Source organism: Neobacillus niacini, assembly GCF_023715415.1.
GTDB classification, from domain to species: Bacteria; Bacillota; Bacilli; order Bacillales; family Cytobacillaceae; genus Neobacillus; species Neobacillus niacini_C.
In genome coordinates this window covers 556972-573667 of the sequence record NZ_JAMBOB010000001.1, presented here as the reverse complement: position 1 = coordinate 573667, position 16696 = coordinate 556972, and the positions used below count along the sequence as shown (strand labels likewise).

The 16696-nt window shown below is 36.9% G+C and carries 20 protein-coding genes; 12 read left to right on the top strand and 8 right to left on the bottom strand.

The window, feature by feature from the left end; all coding sequences use genetic code 11:
- Positions 1-17: 17 nt before the first annotated feature.
- On the bottom strand, positions 18-509 hold the full coding sequence (locus M3189_RS02820) for a YajQ family cyclic di-GMP-binding protein (RefSeq protein ID WP_251631704.1): 492 nt from the start codon (positions 507-509) through the stop codon (positions 18-20).
- Between the two features lie 137 nt (positions 510-646).
- Between M3189_RS02820 and M3189_RS02815 the strand changes: the two genes are divergently transcribed.
- Together M3189_RS02815 and M3189_RS02810 are read left to right on the top strand one after the other, a co-directional pair.
- Positions 647-1510 (top strand): CvfB family protein, encoded by an 864-nt coding sequence (locus M3189_RS02815; RefSeq protein ID WP_251631702.1) that lies wholly within the window; start codon positions 647-649, stop codon positions 1508-1510.
- Positions 1511-1581: 71 nt separating this feature from the next.
- A complete protein-coding gene (locus M3189_RS02810; protein ID WP_081810752.1) occupies positions 1582-1713 on the top strand; it encodes a DUF3941 domain-containing protein in 132 nt (43 codons plus the stop codon).
- A 37-nt stretch (positions 1714-1750) separates the two neighbouring features.
- Here M3189_RS02810 and M3189_RS02805 read toward each other — a convergent pair whose 3' ends face one another.
- Positions 1751-2611: a DegV family protein gene (locus tag M3189_RS02805; protein ID WP_251631700.1), complete on the bottom strand. Its 861-nt coding sequence runs from the start codon at positions 2609-2611 to the stop codon at positions 1751-1753.
- 112 nt (positions 2612-2723) lie between these two features.
- Here M3189_RS02805 and M3189_RS02800 point away from each other — a divergent pair, with 112 nt between their 5' ends.
- Positions 2724-3566 carry a YitT family protein gene (locus tag M3189_RS02800; RefSeq protein WP_251631699.1) on the top strand — a complete coding sequence of 281 codons (843 nt, stop codon included), beginning with the start codon at positions 2724-2726 and terminating at the stop codon, positions 3564-3566.
- A gap of 15 nt (positions 3567-3581) precedes the next feature.
- Positions 3582-4073 (top strand): BsuPI-related putative proteinase inhibitor, encoded by a 492-nt coding sequence (locus M3189_RS02795; protein ID WP_251631697.1) that lies wholly within the window; start codon positions 3582-3584, stop codon positions 4071-4073.
- A 111-nt stretch (positions 4074-4184) separates the two neighbouring features.
- Here the strand turns inward: M3189_RS02795 and M3189_RS02790 are convergent, their stop codons facing one another.
- The 3 genes from M3189_RS02790 to M3189_RS02780 form a co-directional block, all read right to left on the bottom strand.
- On the bottom strand, positions 4185-4370 hold the full coding sequence (locus tag M3189_RS02790; RefSeq protein ID WP_095248599.1) for a DUF3813 domain-containing protein: 186 nt from the start codon (positions 4368-4370) through the stop codon (positions 4185-4187).
- 2 nt (positions 4371-4372) lie between these two features.
- Entirely contained in the window at positions 4373-4525 is a 153-nt protein-coding gene (locus M3189_RS02785) for a hypothetical protein (RefSeq protein ID WP_179292599.1), read from the bottom strand.
- A 113-nt stretch (positions 4526-4638) separates the two neighbouring features.
- On the bottom strand, positions 4639-5451 hold the full coding sequence (locus tag M3189_RS02780) for a Cof-type HAD-IIB family hydrolase (RefSeq protein ID WP_251631695.1): 813 nt from the start codon (positions 5449-5451) through the stop codon (positions 4639-4641).
- A 216-nt stretch (positions 5452-5667) separates the two neighbouring features.
- Here M3189_RS02780 and M3189_RS02775 point away from each other — a divergent pair, with 216 nt between their 5' ends.
- The 3 genes from M3189_RS02775 (at position 5668) to M3189_RS02765 (ending at position 8067) form a co-directional block, all read left to right on the top strand.
- Positions 5668-6438 (top strand): prolyl oligopeptidase family serine peptidase, encoded by a 771-nt coding sequence (locus M3189_RS02775; protein ID WP_251631694.1) that lies wholly within the window; start codon positions 5668-5670, stop codon positions 6436-6438.
- Positions 6439-6454: 16 nt separating this feature from the next.
- A complete protein-coding gene (locus tag M3189_RS02770; protein WP_095248602.1) occupies positions 6455-6763 on the top strand; it encodes a metal-sulfur cluster assembly factor in 309 nt (102 codons plus the stop codon).
- A gap of 176 nt (positions 6764-6939) precedes the next feature.
- Positions 6940-8067 carry a TIGR04053 family radical SAM/SPASM domain-containing protein gene (locus M3189_RS02765; protein ID WP_251631692.1) on the top strand — a complete coding sequence of 376 codons (1128 nt, stop codon included), beginning with the start codon at positions 6940-6942 and terminating at the stop codon, positions 8065-8067.
- A 43-nt stretch (positions 8068-8110) separates the two neighbouring features.
- Here the strand turns inward: M3189_RS02765 and M3189_RS02760 are convergent, their stop codons facing one another.
- Entirely contained in the window at positions 8111-8809 is a 699-nt protein-coding gene (locus M3189_RS02760) for a Crp/Fnr family transcriptional regulator (RefSeq protein ID WP_251631690.1), read from the bottom strand.
- Positions 8810-9080: 271 nt separating this feature from the next.
- Between M3189_RS02760 and moaA the strand changes: the two genes are divergently transcribed.
- Entirely contained in the window at positions 9081-10097 is a 1017-nt protein-coding gene (gene moaA / locus M3189_RS02755) for a GTP 3',8-cyclase MoaA (protein WP_251631688.1), read from the top strand.
- Between the two features lie 70 nt (positions 10098-10167).
- On the opposite strand, the gene ric is transcribed toward moaA, so the two are convergent.
- Complete coding sequence (gene ric / locus M3189_RS02750) at positions 10168-10869, bottom strand: iron-sulfur cluster repair di-iron protein (protein WP_285889306.1); 702 nt, start codon at positions 10867-10869, stop codon at positions 10168-10170.
- A 223-nt stretch (positions 10870-11092) separates the two neighbouring features.
- On the opposite strand from ric, the gene M3189_RS02745 reads away from it, so the two are divergent.
- Positions 11093-12358, top strand: coding sequence for a molybdopterin molybdotransferase MoeA (locus M3189_RS02745; protein WP_251631686.1), 1266 nt, complete (start codon positions 11093-11095; stop codon positions 12356-12358).
- A complete protein-coding gene (mobB, locus tag M3189_RS02740) occupies positions 12346-12897 on the top strand; it encodes a molybdopterin-guanine dinucleotide biosynthesis protein B (protein ID WP_251631685.1) in 552 nt (183 codons plus the stop codon). Before M3189_RS02745 ends, mobB begins: the two co-directional genes overlap by 13 nt.
- A gap of 27 nt (positions 12898-12924) precedes the next feature.
- Here the strand turns inward: mobB and M3189_RS02735 are convergent, their stop codons facing one another.
- Positions 12925-13617, bottom strand: coding sequence for a Crp/Fnr family transcriptional regulator (locus M3189_RS02735; RefSeq protein WP_251631683.1), 693 nt, complete (start codon positions 13615-13617; stop codon positions 12925-12927).
- Positions 13618-13800: 183 nt separating this feature from the next.
- Here M3189_RS02735 and M3189_RS02730 point away from each other — a divergent pair, with 183 nt between their 5' ends.
- Together M3189_RS02730 and clpB are read left to right on the top strand one after the other, a co-directional pair.
- Positions 13801-13980 carry a YjzC family protein gene (locus M3189_RS02730; RefSeq protein WP_251631681.1) on the top strand — a complete coding sequence of 60 codons (180 nt, stop codon included), beginning with the start codon at positions 13801-13803 and terminating at the stop codon, positions 13978-13980.
- 108 nt (positions 13981-14088) lie between these two features.
- Positions 14089-16683, top strand: coding sequence for an ATP-dependent chaperone ClpB (gene clpB, locus M3189_RS02725; protein ID WP_251631678.1), 2595 nt, complete (start codon positions 14089-14091; stop codon positions 16681-16683).
- Positions 16684-16696: the final 13 nt, after the last annotated feature.

Genomic DNA, 16696 nt, shown 5'->3' with positions numbered 1-16696 from the left:
CACCTTTTAGAGCCTTATTATCTGTAATTAATAAATTGAACATCGACAGTTAGGTCTGCTTCTCGTACCAACGAAATAATCTTTTGTAAATCATCACGATTTTTTCCGCTCACTCTGACTTGGTCGTCTTGAATTTGGCTTTTCACCTTAACACCGCTATTTTTAATAATGGTATTAATTTTTTTTGCATTTTCTTTATCAATTCCTTGAACGAGCTTTGCTCTTTGACGAACAGTCCCGCCGGATGCTTTTTCCATTTTGCCATAGTCAAGATTCTTAACAGGAACACCTCTTTTGATTAGCCTGCCAAGCAAGACGTCTTTTAACTGGTCCATTTTAAACTCATCATCTGAAACTAGTACAAGTTCTTCTTTATCTAGTGTAACCTCACTTTTGCTGCCTTTAAAATCATATCGGGTTTTAATTTCCTTCATTGTTGCAGTAATTGCATTATTGACTTCCGTAAATTCCACTTTGGATACAATATCAAATGATTCATCTTTGGCCATAGTAATAATACCCCCAATATATTTTTTAATAACGGTAAGTAGTTCTGCTAAAGTTTCCCTTTATGGCTTCATTATAGTAAAATATAGCAAGTCAAACAACCCTATGGATAACATAGGAGAGAAAAGGTGAGTTAATAATGTCTTTACAAGAACTTATTGGTCAAACTGTTACCTTAACGGTAGCAAGAAAAGCTGAATTTGGCTATTTTTTAACAGATGGAAACGAAGATGTTTTGTTGCATAAAAATGAGGTTGACCGAGAATACGAAGAAGATGAATCCGTTGAGGTGTTCCTTTATGTTGACTCAGAAGGCAGGACATCCGCCTCTACAACTATACCTGAAGTAGCCATTGGCAAATATGCGTGGCTTAAAGTAGTCGATTCCAACCCACATGTTGGAGTGTTTTTAGATATTGGGATTAAAAAGGATTTATTATTGGGGATTGATGATCTTCCCGTCCATAAATCAGTCTGGCCTAAGGCAGGGGATTTGGTTTATGTTACTTTAAGAGTGAACAATAATTATCTTTTATATGCTAAGCTTGCAACTGACCCTGTCATAGAATCAATTTCTACACAGGCGACTAGAAAAGATTTTAACAAAAATATCCAGGGGCATATCTATCGTACAGCAAAGGTTGGCAGCTGGATTTATACCATTGAAGGCTATAAAGGCTTCATTCATGAGTCTCAAAGACGTATAGAGCCACGGCTGGGGCAAATGGTAGAAGGAAGAATTATTGATGTCAAGGAAGATGGGACGGTAAATGTCTCTTTACTTGCAAGAAAAGAAGAATCTCAGGACCTTGATTCAGAACGTGTTTTTGAGTATTTAATGAGCAGAAATGGTGCGATGCCATTTAGTGATAAAAGCATGCCAGAGGAGATACAAGACCGTTTTCAATTAAGTAAAGGTGCATTTAAGCGTGCCCTTGGGAAACTCATGAAAGATGGCCGAGTATATCAAGAAGGAAGCTGGACTTACTTGAAAAAAGATTAGTAAATAGGATACATACTCTTATTCAAAATGACGGACACTAACCCTGAAGGAATTTTGAAAGGGGTATTTATATGCCACATACATCAGATAATGATAAAAAAGCCCAAGACAATAATGCATTAAGACATGAGAAAAATATGATGCGTGAAAAAAATCGTCAAGCTGGTAAAAACCAATACTCGAAAAAAACAGATCATAAATAATAAACAAGCGGGGAGCTTCCCCGCTTGTTTTAATGTATTAAGATGGCTGTTTATTTAAAAAGAAAATGGCAATTGCACCAGGTCCAGTATGGGCTCCAACAGCCGATCCAATGGAGGAAACGAAAATATCTTTTGGATGCAATTCTTCCGCAATTAGTGTTTTCACTTCTTCAAGTGTTTCTTCCGTATCGGCATGACTGATACCAATTATTTGATCACTAAAGTTTTCACCACGTTCTTGCATCAGTTCAACTATACGACGATAAACCTTCTTTTTTCCTCGTATTTTTTCAATTGGAACGAGCTTCCCGTCCTCAACATTCAGGATAGGCTTGATATTAAGTAACCCACCTAAGAATGCTGATGCCTTTGAAACACGGCCGCCCTTGGCTAAATAATCTAAGTCCTCTACCGTAAACAACTGTTCCATATGCTGGCTGCGAAATAACACATCGTTTAAAATTTCTTCCTTAGAAACATTTTCGGCTGAAAGCCTTGCAGCTTCTTTTACGACAAGCCCAAAACCAAGAGAAGCACATTTTGTATCGACAATCGTTAAATTTAAATTTGGATATTTTTCCTTTACTTGGTCAAGAATCATAACAGATGTCTGATATGTACCAGATAGTGCTGAAGAGAAAGCAATATAGATTCCATCTTCATTATTTTCAGCCATTTTTGTAAAGACTTCCTCAAATAATAATGGAGACACCTGTGACGTTTTAGGAACATCGCCCGCACGTATGGCGTCATAGACAGTTTTGGGATCAATGGTTTGAACATCCTCATATTCTTGTCCTTGAACCTGCACCTTTAGTGGAAACAATGTCACGTTATGCTTAGAGTAAAAATCTTTTGGTAAATCGCATGCGCTGTCTGCTAGTATTTTTACCGGCATGAAGCTCACCTGCTTTCAAGCTAATATAGTTAGTTTCAGTTTATCGGTTTCACTTCAAAAATACAATTATCTGCTTGGTTATGACATTAAAAATAAAAGGAGATGGTGCTTTTTGTTATGGCAACAAACCAAAAAATCAATAATTGTAATTGTAGGTGCATTTCTAAATGCGCTGGCTATAAATTTATTTTTAATTCCAGCAAATGTTTATTCTAGTGGATTTACTGGGATAGCACAATTATTATCGAAAGTATTAAGTGAACAAACCCCCTTAAATATATCAATGGGATTTTTATTACTCCTGCTAAATATACCTGTAGCAATTTTAGGATGGTTGAAGGTAGGTAAATCCTTTACCATTTATAGTTTTTTAAGTGTGGCTTTATCATCACTATTCTTAGAATTAATTCCCATTACACAGGTTTCAAAAGATATTCTCCTTAATGCTGTATTTGGCGGGGTAATTTTAGCAGTTGGTGTCGGAATTACGTTGAAATGGGGAGCTTCAACTGGCGGCTTAGATATTATTGCAATGGTTTTATCAAGGATGAAAGATAAACCGATTGGCAGCTATATGTTTATTTTAAACGCATTTATTATTATTACAGCTGGTTTTTTATATGGATGGGAAAAAGCCCTTTATACGATTGTTTCCTTGTATGCTTCAACAAGAGTAGTGGATGCTATCCATACGAGGCATGCTAAGCTTACAGCGATGATTATTACCAAAAAGGCAGATGAGCTAAAGGCAGCCATTCATTCGAAGTTAGTGAGAGGAATTACATTGATTCCTGCAAAAGGTGCCTTTTCAAATGAACCGAGAGACATGCTGATGATTGTTATTACTCGTTATGAGCTATATGACTTGGAACGTATCCTTGCTGAGGTTGATCCAAATGCCTTTACTAATATCATTCAGACAACTGGAATTTATGGATTCTTTAGGCGTGAATAAGGAGGGAGGAGAAACGTGAAAAGCGTTTTATGTTTAATTTTGTTTTTGTTTCCCTTTAGTTTAAAAGGAGCAGCAAATAATGGTGAAAACGATTATCCCTTTCAATTTTCCGTTACACCTATTGCTGGACATGAAAAGCTGGAATTCGAGATCCTAATCAAAAATGAAGGGGATTACCCATTAAGTTTTGAGTTTCCTACCTCTCAATATGTTGAGATTTCTGTGGCAAACCCATCTGGGCATGAGGTTTATCGATATTCAAAAGGACGATTTTTTTTACAGGCTTTGCAAACGATTAAAATTGCCCCTTATCAAACCTTTAGTAAAGTGGAGAAATGGAATTACCAAGAAGATGGGCAAAGAGTTCCTGAAGGACAATATACCGTTACTGCCAGTCTTTTATCAAGAAAACTAAATGACCATCCTATAAAAAATAAACAAAAAACAATTAGCAAGGTAAAATTCAATCTTCCAGGAGAAGGTACGGTTACCACGAAGCGTTCATGATGACAAAAATCAGAGGAAAAATAAAAAAGTGGTAACCATGAAGCCTTCTGGACTTCCTGATAGAAATGGAAAAGCTGGCACGCTAGTATGGACGTGCCAGCTTTTCTGAGATTATTTCAATTGCTCAAGCTCATTTTGCATTTCTTGCAGCTGACTTTGTTCTGCGACTGTTGAATTAGCGTATGCAGAACTTAATGCATTTTTCGCTTTAGAAACCACAGAATTACGTTCAGCAGGGTCGGCCGTTTTCGCCATCTCAACAAATCTTCTTGCTTCTTGGAACAACTGGTTTCCCATAGTTATATTCCTCCAAGCGAGGAGTCACGCACATTGGACATTTTCTGGGCTTCCGCTTCAGCATAGGTCATGTGGTAAGGAATACGTTCAGCGTGCTTACTGACAGTATCTACTCCTTGCTGGACAAAGCGTTTTGATTTGTTTCGTTTACCCATTGCAATCCCTCCAATTTGGTGAGCTTGGTGTGAAGCAGTGTTAACTGCCTTACAAAAATAGTATGCTCAAATCAGAGCTTTTCATTTAGGTAAACAATGGTGAACCACTTGAATTATTTTATATTTAACAAATCTGACAAGTATACGCCGATTCCGTCTTCCTCATTCGTAAGAGTTACTTCATTTGCAATATTTTTGACTTTATCAATCGCATTTCCCATGGCTACACCACGACCTGCATATTCCAGCATTTCTAAATCATTATCTTCATCGCCAAATGCGATAATTCTTTCAGGTGGAATGTTGAAGTATTCGGAAGCCTTTTTTAATCCAACAGCCTTGCTTAAACCTGTTTTGATGATTTCAATTACATGCCATGGTGCCGCCCAGCTGCGATGATCTATTACCTCAGCATGGACGTCTGACAAATGCTGGCGTATTTGATTTAATTCATCTTCCTCCGTATGAATTAACAAACTAGTTGGGGAGTCTTTTAAAAAATTTCGCAAATCACCTGTCGTTACATTGGGATTCCCCATTCCAAAAATATCTAACAGTTTTTCGTCATGATAGTGGAAATAAACATCATCGATGACCTCGGCAATAATATTATGAAGTTTAAATGAACGGCATGCTTCTACAATATCTTTGGCTACTTTTAAGTCCAGAGGATCATGATAAAAACCCCAGCTAGAATTCAGTGGATGATGCATGAAGGCACCATTAAAGTTAACAATTGGCGTGTCTAACTTCAGTTCGTGATAATAGGGTTCACTTGAACGATAAGGTCTTCCTGTTGCAATCATTACCACGTGACCTTGTTCTCGAGCCTTTGTTAAAACGTTTTTCGTCTTATCAGAAATCGTTTTATCATCTTTTAATAAAGTTCCATCTAAATCCAGTGCAATTAAATGTTTTTCTGCCATATTGACTCCTCTTTAATTGTTTTAATATTTCATAAGTCTAAGCTTTAGATAATTACTAAATGAAATGTTACACTACAACTATGAATTTTCTTTATTGGTTGAAAATCAAATTGTATAAATACTATGTTAACAATTTTATACCTTACCTGTAAAAAAATTCACTTCATAGGAATTAGAAAGTAGATATAATTATTTTGTCCAGGAGGTTCTTCCTAAGTGATTATCGTAGAAAAAAGTTTACTGAAAAATAATCCTCATCTACATATAGTAAATAAGAGTGAACAACAAAGAAAGCTTCCGTTCATCATTTTTAATCATGGATTTACCTCAGCCAAGGAGCACAATCTCCATTACGCCTATTTATTAGCGGAAAAGGGATTTCGGGTCATCTTACCAGAAGCAATCTACCATGGTGAAAGAGGGCAAGGCTTAACTGAGAAAAATTTATACAGTCATTTTTGGGAAATTGTCATTAAGACTATCCATGAATTAAATGATTATAAGGAATACTATGTTAATGAGGGATTAGCAGATCAAGAGCAAATTGGACTCGCAGGAACTTCAATGGGAGGTATCGTGACCTTGGGTGCTTTAACTAAATATAAATGGGTTAAAGCAGCAGTCAGTTTAATGGGGATGCCAGCGTATGAAGATTATTTAAAATGGCAATTAGAACAAATGAAAAGCCTTCGCATTAGTCTTTCTTTTACAGATGAGGAAATTGAAGAGCAATTATCGTACCTTCGACCATATGATTTAAGTCTTCAACCAGAAAAGTTGGAAAATAGGCCATTATTATTTTGGCATGGACAAAAAGATCCAATCGTACCCTTTCACTTAACGTATCAATTTTATCAATCGATAAAAGGAAATTATCAGACACCAGCAAATATTCATTTTATCAGCGATGAACAAGCTGATCACAAGGTTTCGAGAGAAGGTTTAAAAGCCACTGTTGAATGGTTCGAGAAACATTTATTAAAATAAAAGGAGTGTTTATAAGATGAATGAAGAATTAAAAGAAAATATCATGGGTGCATTAGAATTGGTTATAGATCCTGAATTAGGCGTGGATATTGTAAATCTTGGTTTAGTATATGATGCTGAGATGGATGATGAAGGAAACGTAACGATTACGATGACGTTAACGTCAATGGGCTGCCCGCTTGCAGGAACTATAGTAGACCAAGTAAAAAGAGCGTTAGCAGATATTCCGGAAGTAAAAGAGGTAGAGGTTAATATCGTGTTTAACCCGCCATGGAACAAGGAAATGATGTCCCGTTATGCAAAAATCGCTTTAGGAATTCGTTAAGAGATAATAAAACAGCAGAGTTTCTGCTGTTTTTTATTTTGGCCCTTCACAAAAAGGACATATAATATTGGACGTAATGTGAGGTAGTTCACTTATCCATAGTGGAATCCCCTATATAATACGGGTAATAAGGCTGTTTGGTTTTGTTGAAATGGCCGTTTTAGGAGGCGTTTCATATGGCTTTTGGCCGAGATTTTAATAGAGATCCATTTATCGTAATTTGGGAACTTACACGTGCATGTCAACTTGCTTGTTTACATTGTCGTGCAGAAGCTCAATTAAAAAGAGACCCACGTGAACTATCATTTGAAGAAGGTAAGAACTTAATAGATCAAATATACGAAATGAATAATCCAATGCTTGTATTTACAGGCGGTGACCCATTAATGAGACAAGACGTTTTTGATATTGCAAAATATGCAGTTGAAAAAGGCGTTAGAGTGTCCATGACACCAAGTGCGACACCAAATGTTACAAAAGAAGCCATTGAAAAGGCGAAAGAAGTTGGTCTTTCACGCTGGGCGTTTAGTATTGATGGGCCAACAGCTGAAGTTCACGATCACTTCCGTGGTACTGCGGGATCCTTCGACCTTACGATGGAAAGAATTAAATACTTACATGAACTCGAAATTCCAATCCAAATCAACACAGTAATATCAAGATATAATATAGAGTACCTTGATGAAATGGCAAAAATGGTTGAGGATTTAGGCTGTGTACTTTGGAGTGTCTTTTTCCTTGTTCCAACAGGCAGAGGTCAAGAGTCAGATATGATTTCACCTGTTGAGCATGAGAAAGTGTTCAGATGGCTATATGACCTAAGTAAACGGGTTTCCTTTGATATTAAGACAACCGCTGCCCAGCATTACCGTCGTGTTGTTATTCAACAAAAGATGCGTGAAGCAAAAGATCAGACAGATGAGATAAATTATTTAAGTGCTTTAACAGAACAGGGATTAACAGGATCAATTGACGGTCTGGGACGAGCACCTAAAGGTGTTAATGATGGTAATGGATTTGTCTTCATCTCACATATTGGGGACGTATACCCAAGCGGCTTATTACCTGTGAAAGCAGGAAATGTTCGTGAAACTCCGATAGCGGAGATTTATCGCGAGTCACCAATTTTTAAATCGCTAAGAAATCCAGATCTCTATAAAGGGAAATGTGGTGTTTGTGAATTCCGCCATGTATGCGGCGGTTCAAGGTCAAGGGCTTATGCAATGACTGGAGATTACCTAGAAAGTGAACCATTCTGTGTTTATATTCCAAAAGCCATGAGAGAAAAACAGGCACAATCATAATCAAAATAAATGGAAGCAATCATTTGTGATTGCTTCCATTTATTTATTCAATACTGCAATATACGGCTGGGCAATTTTCACAGCCAATTTCATCTTTTAAATATTGAAGATCTAAAATAGAAATCTTTCCCTTTTTGATACTTATTTTTTTATCTTTTTTCAATTCACTTAGGATACGATTTGTACTCTCTCTTGAAGTTCCGCAAAAGTTTGCAAGTTCCTGATTCGTTAATGGTAAATCAATTAATATTTCATTTTCTTTATGAATACCATAGCTATTAGACATCCGAATTAACGTAGAAAAGAGTGCTCCACGTTTGCCATTTAAGACAAGGTCACGAAATTTTGTCTGGGTTTTACGGAAATGGTCACTCATCCATTTCATAAATTCAAAGGCCAGCTTACTATTTTGAAATATTTCACTTTCGATTACATCTTTTTTGATAGCGACGATTTCACCTTCCTCTAGAACTCTAGCACTTAGTAAATACCTTGGATTGTCCGTAAAAAGTGTTAATTCTCCACAAATATCATTTTCGCCACATATCCTTAAAGAGAGTTCACGTCCATCTGAAGTAATTTTACTGATTTGAATCTTTCCAGAGATAATAATATATAGTTCTTCTGCAAGCATACCTTCTTGGAATAGATAGGATCCTCGTTCACTTCTAATTTTCCGATCAGCAAATTTAAGTAGTTCTTTAATTTCTATGGAATGGGTTGGTTTAATTTTAGTCAACATGTATTCTCACCTCGAGGGTATTGTTTGTCCTTTAACTTCAAACTTTGTTAGTCTTATTTTAACGTAGGTTTTGAAGTTTTTACGGAGTAAACAATGACAATATAGTGAAAACTCCCTGATTTAATGTTCAACTGTAAATAAATCTTCAATGATTGCATTAATAAATAGTAAAAGAAATGTTATGATAGTGAATAAAGTAACAGTATTTTTTATTAATCGTTGGTACACTTTCAGTATATTATTCGCTTTTAAAATAATGGAGTTGATATGAATGGAAAAGACCATTATTAAAGATAAATTAGATCGCCCTCTACGTGATTTAAGAATCTCAGTAATTGACCGTTGTAACTTCCGCTGTCAATATTGCATGCCAGCCGATCAATTTGGTGATGATTTTGAATTTCTGCCAAAAAGTGCGCTTCTGACATATGAGGAAATCGAGAGGATAGCAAAGGCTTTTATTAGTGTTGGTGTGGAAAAAATACGTCTAACTGGCGGTGAGCCACTTCTTCGTAGAGATCTTCCAATATTGGTAGAAAAACTTTCACAGATTGAGGGTTTAAAAGATATTGCATTAACGACGAATGGAGTTCTTCTTCCCAAACTTGCTGATAAGTTAAAAAAGGCTGGTCTTAAAAGAGTCAATATTAGCCTTGATACCTTAAATGATGAGTTGTTTGGGAAAATTAACGGTCGTGGTGTTGGCACTCAGCCTGTCTTAGATGGGATTGAAGCAGCTAAGAGGGCAGGACTCAAAATAAAACTCAATATGGTCGTTAAGAAAGGCCTCAACGATTCGGAAATCATCCCAATGGCTGATTTTTGTTTAAAAAATGGTTTGGAGCTCCGCTTTATTGAGTATATGGATGTAGGTTCTTCTAATGGCTGGAAGATGGATGATGTCATCACCAAAAAGCAAATTTATGAAGTATTAAAAGAGCACTATCAATTAGAGTCTCTTGACCCTGCCTATTTTGGCGAAGTCGCAAAATTATATAATTATCAGAACACAGATGTTAATGTTGGATTTATTTCTTCTGTCTCAGAATCATTCTGCAACAGCTGTACACGTTCACGACTTTCTGCAAATGGACAAATTTTCACTTGTTTATTTAATGGGAATGGTCATGATATTCGAAACTTTATGAGAAACGGTGCTACAGATGAAGAATTAAGGAAACGAATCTCTGCTATTTGGAATAATCGAAGTGACAGGTATTCAGATGAAAGAACCGAAGAGACAGCAAAAAACCGCAAGAAAATAGAAATGTCCTATATCGGCGGCTAACCTCTCTTTCTCAAAAGAGAGGTTTTTTTACATAGAAAAAGAGGCTGAATTATTCAGCCTCTTTAAACATTTAATTAATATATCTAGGGAACAAGATATTATTTTCTAAATGAACATGCATAAATGTTAATCCTTCTAGTTCTTCTAATCGCTTGTATACTAATGTGTATGTTCCGCAAGCATCAGCTGGAAGCGCATAATCAGATGTAATCGCACGAATCTGTCTAAGTATTTCACCTGCATGATCATGTTCCTTTTCAAGCTCAACAATCATATTAATCGCTTCTTCACGATTTTCAACCGTACCATCAGCAAGTTGCTTGATTAAAGGAAATACAATTGCTTCCTCTTTAGCCATATGTTCCATTAATTCTTTTTTGAATTCATAAAAAAGCTCATTAACCTTTAAAAGTTCTGGATGACTATCGCCATGAACACGAGAAACCTTGGTAACATAAGGGCTAAGCAGTGATAATTCTTCTTCAGATGTACGGTGATAATAGGTGATAACATGATCGATGATGGTATTTGACTCTGATGCAGTCCAAACCTCTAAGTCCGTTTCAGTGGAACTGTACTTTTCAAATACTGCTTTTAATTCATTCATTAGTGCTTCTTCATTTAATCCATTTGCTGCAATGGCCTCGGAAAGTGGGATATTACCTCCACAGCAAAAGTCAATTCTGAATTTCTTGAAAACATCACTCGTTTTTGGTAATTCATTTACGATATCTTTAACCAATGTATTTGTAGAAAAAGGGAAAGTAATCATATTTTCCTCCTAATATTTTTGTTTGCTGTTTCTAATTTCTACCTTAAGGATAAGGTATTCCATTGAAAAAATGGGTGACCTGAATCACACATTCAAAAGTATTTATTATTTTTTATGTTTAATGGTGTGATGTTTGCTATATTAGAGACTTTTAGATAGGCTTATAATGAAATATGTATAATATTTATTTACATAGTATTTGTTTCCTGCAGGAGTTGATGGAATGTTAGAGAGAAGAAAACCAATCCCGATTGGGGATGCAGTAAAAAAAATTATGGAATTTCAGTTAAGCGGTAAAACAGAATTTGTATCAATCGATGAAAGTTATGGACGTTTTTTATCAGAAGACTTAATCGCAACAAATGATGTCCCTCATTTTGATCGAGCACCTTATGATGGCTTCGCTGTCCGGTCTATAGATACGAAGGAAGCTTCCATAAATAATCCAGTAGAATTTAAAGTTGTAGATCATCTTGGTGCGGGAATGACGTCATCTAAGACAATTAAAGAATATGAAGCGGTTCGAATTATGACCGGAGCGATGATGCCTGAAGGTACAGATGCAGTGGTCATGTTTGAAATTGCAAAAGACTATGACAAAAATGGGACACCATATATGTCGATAAAACGAAGCTTTAAAAAGGGAGATAATGTTTCCTTCCGAGGAGAAGATGCCAAAGAAGGTGAAGTCCTGGTTAAAAAGAGCACATTAATAAACCCTGGTATACAAGCAATGCTGGCTACATTTGGCTACCACCAAGTTCCTGTTGCTAAAAAACCGATTATTGGTTTATTTGCGACTGGGACGGAATTGCTGGAAGTGGATGAGGAATTGGTACCTGGTAAAATCCGAAATAGTAATTCACATATGATAGCGGCTCAAATTCAAAGGGCTGGTGCTATTGTACATTATTATGGTAAGCTACCTGATGTCTTTGATACTTGTTTCACTGCAGTAAAAAATACTTTAGAAAAAGTGGATATACTCATCACAACGGGTGGCGTTTCTGTTGGGGATTTTGATTATCTTCCTGCGATTTATGAAAAGCTTGGCGCTGAGGTGTTATTTAATAAAGTGGCAATGAGGCCAGGAAGTGTAACAACCGTTGCTCAATTAGAAGGGAAACTACTGTTTGGTTTATCAGGAAATCCTTCTGCCTGTTATGTTGGTTTTGAGTTGTTTGCTCGACCAATTATTCGTACCATGCTGTTTTCTACTAGGCCTCATCTTAGAAAAGAAAAAGCGGTTCTAGAGGTTGATTTTCCAAAAGCTAACCCATTCACAAGATTTGTCCGCAGTGCATTTTCAATAAAAGATGGCAGATTAAGTGCGACGCCAAGTGGATTAGATAAATCTAATATTATCATGAGCCTTTCAGGAGCTAATTCTCTGATGATTCTTCCAGGAGGAACAAGAAGTTTTAAAGCTGGGGATGAAGTGGATATCCTGTTGCTTGAAGACCCTGCTGGCAGTGAATGGCCTTGGTAAAGCCAATCATTTATCAAGTTGTAGGATACCAAAATAGTGGTAAAACCACTTTTATATTAAAACTTATTGAGGTATTAAAAAGTGAAGGAATAAAAAGTGTTACCATCAAGCATCATGGACATGGTGGAAGGCCAGATGTTGTTCCCCAAAAGGATTCGACAAAGCATCTAAAAGCTGGAGCACTTGCTGCTTTGGTGGAAGGCGATGGGAGACTAGTCCTGCAAGCGGATGAATCCTTTTTGACTCTTGACGAACAAATTAGATTTATGGACTTTTTTAAGCCAGATATTATCTTAATCGAAGGTCATAAAAAGCAAACGTACCCCAAATTACTGATTCTTAGAAACGAGAACGACCTTTCACTGATTTCCAATGTAACGAACATTAAGGCAGTTCTAGTCTGGACTCATGCTTTGATAAATGTGGTCAGGGAACAGTTGGAGGTTCCCGTATTTCATATATTTGAGGAAAATGCAATGACAGAAATCTCGAAAGAATTAATAAAACTTGCTCATGTGATAGGAGAAATTGGTAATTAAAAAAATCGGTCAAAGTGACCGATTTTTTTAATCTATTTTACAAATTTCTGTAGAACAGTCCTCACAGTCAATTTCGTTTTTGAGATAATCTAAATCATGAATGGTGATGGACCCTTTATCAATTGAGATAATACCTGCTTTTCTCAAATCACTTAGCAAACGATTGACTACTTCCCGTGATGTTCCGCAAAAATTTGCCAATTCTTGATTTGTTAATGGTAATTCAATCAGAATACCTTGATTGGTATTTATACCGTAACTATTAGTAATTCGGATGAGTGTTGAATACAATGCACCTTTTTTGCCATGTAGGACAAGGTCTCTAAATCTGGTCTGCGTTTTTCGATACTGCATACTCATCCATTTCATAAATTCAAGCGAGAGTTCATTGTTGTTTGCAAGCTTCGACTCAAGAACATCCTTCATAATAACAGCTACCTCGCCGCTCTCAGCAACGCGGGCACTTAATAAATACTTAGGGGCTGGAGAAAATAAATCCAGTTCTCCAATAAAGTCTCCTCTTGAACACATTCTTAGTGTGAGTTCACGGCCATCAGGGATAATCTTGCTGATTTGAATGATTCCACTTTGAACGATATATAGTTCAGTACCTGCGGAACCTTCCTGGAACAGAAAAGTGCCTTTTTCAATTTTCTTCATATGGTGAACCGTTTCAAACAGTTGTGTTAACTTTACAGGTATTTCTTTTATTGACTGCATAAGAATAACCACCTTTAAAGGGGTAGATAATACTATAATTATATTGAAAACTAAGCTTATATATCAATGATTGTGGCATAAGTTCATACAATCGTCAAAATTAAACTATTTCATAATTATTCCTTTAATGACCCTCAGATTAAATGGAAATAATAAAGATGTACATGAAAAGGAGGGACAAAAATGGGTCAAAATCGTCAGTTTAAATCTGGACAAAAGGCACCAAATAATGGTGTGTATATAGAAATTGGTGACACAGGCTCTACTGTTAACAATCCAAAGAAAATAAAACTTAAAGCAGGAGACAAGTTTCCTGAATCGTCAAACGACGAACGCATTTGGACTTACCAGCGTAAACCTTAATACATTTGTAAAAGTCATCCCCAGCGGATGGCTTTTATTTTATATTTGAGTACATATTCGTATATAATAAATTTATAAAGGTCAATAATGGTCAAAGGAGTGAAAAGGATGGATTTAAATCGTATGACAGAGCGGTTGCAAAAGGGAATTATCGATGCCCAGTCCCTAGCTATAAAAAACAGCCATCAAGAGGTAGATGAACTTCATTTATTCTTAACACTTCTGCGTCAAGAGGATAGTTTATTAAAAGCTATATTAGAGAAAGCAGATATTCGAACAGAAACCATAGAAAAAGCTTTGCAGACTGCCCTTAATAAAAAGCCGCAGGTTACTGGAAGCGGTGCTGAGCACGGAAAGCTCTACATTACGTCCAAGCTGCAACGACTTTTTGTTACTGCAGAGGAATTTGCTGCAAAGTTTTCTGATGACTTTATTTCTATCGAACATATTTTATTAGCTGCTTGCTACGATAAAGATTCGGAAATGGGAAAAATAATAAAATCGAATGGAAAAACAGCGGAATATATCCTGTCCGCAATTAAGGAAATAAGGGGGAACCAAAGGGTGACATCACAAAATCCTGAGGCTGTTTACGATGCGCTCAATAAATATGGAAGGGACCTTGTGGCCGAAGTAAAGGCAGGCAAACTAGATCCTGTAATTGGAAGAGACGCTGAAATCCGTCATGTTATCAGAATATTATCGAGGAAGACAAAAAATAATCCTGTATTGATTGGGGAGCCTGGAGTAGGAAAAACTGCCATCGTTGAGGGGCTGGCCCTGCGTATTGTAAGAAAAGATGTTCCAGAGGGGTTAAAGGATAAAACCATTTTTTCATTAGACATGAGTGCACTTATTGCGGGAGCCAAGTTTAGAGGTGAATTTGAGGAAAGATTAAAAGCAGTATTGAATGAGGTAAAAAAAAGTGAAGGACAAATCCTGTTATTCATTGATGAGCTGCACACCATAGTCGGAGCAGGAAAAACGGATGGGGCTATGGACGCTGGGAATATGTTAAAACCAATGTTAGCTCGTGGTGAGCTTCATTGTATTGGGGCAACTACACTTGATGAACACCGAAAATATATTGAAAAAGACCCAGCACTTGAACGTAGATTTCAACAAGTACTTGTTCAAGAACCTAATGTGGAGGACACAATCTCCATTTTACGTGGTTTAAAAGAAAGATTCGAGGTTCACCACGGTGTCAAAATCCATGACCATGCACTTGTTGCAGCAGCTACATTATCAGACCGGTATATTACTGACCGCTTTCTGCCTGATAAAGCGATAGATTTAGTAGATGAGGCATGTGCGTTAATCAGGACTGAGATTGATTCGATGCCAACAGAACTAGATGAGGTAACGCGCAGGGTGATGCAGTTGGAAATAGAAGAGGCAGCCTTAAGGAAAGAGCAGGATGATGCAAGTAAAAAAAGACTTGAGTCCCTTTTAAAGGAGCTTGCTGAGTTAAAGGATCAAGCAAACAGCATGAAGGCTCGATGGCTCCATGAGAAACAAGGAATACAAAAATTGCAGGAAAAAAGGGAACAGCTAGAGAAACTTCGAAGAGAACTACAGCAAGCTGAAGATAAATATGATTTAAACCGTGCTGCTGAGCTTCGACATGGTCAAATTCCTTTGGCAGAAAAAGAATTATTGGAGCTAGAATCAGGCGCATCAAATAATGAACGGCTGCTTCGTGAGGAAGTGACTGGAGAAGAGATATCGAATATCGTATCAAGATGGACAGGAATCCCACTTTCCAAATTGGTCGAAGGAGAGAGAGAGAAACTACTTCGATTAGAGTCCATATTACACGAAAGAGTAATTGGACAAAATGAAGCGGTACAATTGGTTTCAGATGCAGTTCTACGTGCACGTGCCGGCATTAAGGACCCAAACAGACCGATAGGGTCATTTCTCTTCTTAGGGCCAACCGGTGTTGGAAAGACAGAGCTTGCAAAAGCCCTTGCTGAGGCTCTGTTTGATAGTGAAGAGCAAATCATTCGTATAGATATGTCTGAATACATGGAAAAACATGCTGTCTCAAGGCTAATCGGAGCACCTCCTGGATATGTAGGGTACGAAGAGGGCGGGCAGCTGACTGAAGCGGTCAGAAGAAGACCTTATTCCGTTATCCTTATGGATGAGATTGAAAAGGCTCACCCTGAGGTATTTAACATTCTCCTGCAGGCACTTGATGATGGAAGAATAACAGATTCACAAGGAAGAACAGTGGATTTTAAAAATACAGTTATCATCATGACCTCCAATATTGGATCTCATTTTCTACTGGAACGTAATGAAAATGAAGTTGAAATATCAGAGGGTACTAGGGAGAAGGTTCTTGCTCAATTAAAAAGTCATTTTCGGCCTGAATTTTTAAATAGGGTAGATGAAACGATACTATTTAAACCTTTATCGTTAACTGAAATAAAGGATATTGTCGTCAAAATGATGAAGGAGCTTCAAATCAGGTTAAAGGAACAGGAAATTGAAATTACGATTTCTGACAGTGCCAAAGAGTTCATTGCTGTAAATGGCTTTGATCCAATCTATGGAGCAAGACCATTAAAGCGGTTTATCCAAAGGAATATCGAAACAAAACTTGCACGGGCTATCATAGCTGGGAAAGTTCTTGATCATTCGGTGGTGAGTGTAACAATTGAAACTGGTGAATTAACGATAACCATTGGATAAGGAAGGAAAATAA